Here is a 1,312-nt window from a genome sequence, read left to right as displayed (position 1 = left end):
CGGCTGCTCTGCGGGCGGCTGGTGTCGTCATTGACGCCGCCGCGCGACGACGAGGACGAGCCGCCGCTGCTACCCGACGAGTAAGGCCCACGCGACGATCCGCTGGGGTGACTCGTGGAGGGACGGGTCTTGCCGCCACTGCAACCGGCCAGCAGCGCCATCAACAGAAGAGGCAGCGCAAGCCGCCAGGTCATTGCGTGGTATCCATCCCGGTGTTCCCCTGGCCGTTGGCCCCTTGGGCAATCGCCTGCGCCAGCTGGTGCACCGCCAGCGCGTAGAGCGGACTGCGGTTGTAGGTGGTGATCACGTAGAAATTCTGGAAGGTGTACCAGTACTCCATGCCATCCGCACCCTGCAGCGACTGCAGGCTGGTGGGCTGCCCGGGATTGAGCGACTGCACGGGCGCGTAGCCCCACGCTTCGAGCTGCTCGAGCGGCCATTGCGGTTTGGAGTCCTTGACGGAAATGGGCTTGGCGGCGCTGTCGGCACGGGCAGGCGCGGCCACCAGGCCACCGGTCTGCCAACCATGCTTGGCGAAGTAATTGGCGACGCTGGCGAAGATATCGGGCAGCGAGTTCTTCAGGTCGATACGGCCATCGCCATCGGCGTCCACGCCAAAATCGCGAATGCTTTCGGGCATGAACTGCCCCCAGCCCTGCGCGCCCGCGTACGAGCCGGTAAGCGTATCGACGGGACCGGCCAGGTGGTTCTCCGGCAATTCAAGCAGCACCTTCAGCTGCTGGCGGAAATACGTGGCACGCGGCGGGTAATACAGGCCCAGCGTCACCAGCGCATCGAGCACCTTGTACTTGCCGGTGATGCGGCCGTACGAGGTTTCCACGCCGACGATCGCCACGATGTACTCGGGCGGCACGCCATACTGCTTGCCGATACTGTCCAGCAGGGCGCGATGCTCGCGATAGAACGCGATGCCGTCATTGATGCGCTGGGGCGTGAGGAAGATCGGCCGGTAATCTTTCCACGGCTTGGCTTCGGCCGGACGGCTGATCGCATCGAGGATGCTCTGCTGCTTCTTCGCGCCATCCAGCAAGGCATTGAGCGAGGCGCTGCTCTTGCCCGTATCGCGGGCCACTTCGCTGACCAGCTGTTCCTGACCGGGATGGGTTTGCGCGAAGACCGGCGTGCATGCCGCGGCGAAAAACAGGCCCAGCGTGGCGATAAGACGACGAGTCGGGAGCGACGCGGGAATCGAGGGCATGTATGACTTCGCTGTCGTAAACGGCTACGGACGAAGCCTAGCATGCGATGCGGAGAAAACAGGCGTTTTCGCGACAACCGGTCGCGCACAGGG

Annotated in this window: 1 protein-coding gene and 1 pseudogene; both read right to left on the bottom strand. The window is 64.4% G+C overall.

From position 1 onward, the window contains the following. Positions 1–194 (bottom strand): annotated as a pseudogene (locus tag AC1DMG_RS22195) (septal ring lytic transglycosylase RlpA family protein); the annotation flags it as partial. Further along, complete coding sequence (gene mltB / locus AC1DMG_RS22190; protein WP_441605051.1) at positions 191–1,219, bottom strand: lytic murein transglycosylase B; 1,029 nt, start codon at positions 1,217–1,219, stop codon at positions 191–193. The pseudogene AC1DMG_RS22195 and the gene mltB, both read right to left, overlap by 4 nt. Positions 1,220–1,312: the final 93 nt, after the last annotated feature.

Source organism: Dyella sp. 01N36 (assembly GCF_056399745.1).
The sequence above is the reverse complement of the archived record's forward strand: the minus strand, read 5'-3'. Positions and strand labels throughout refer to the sequence as shown.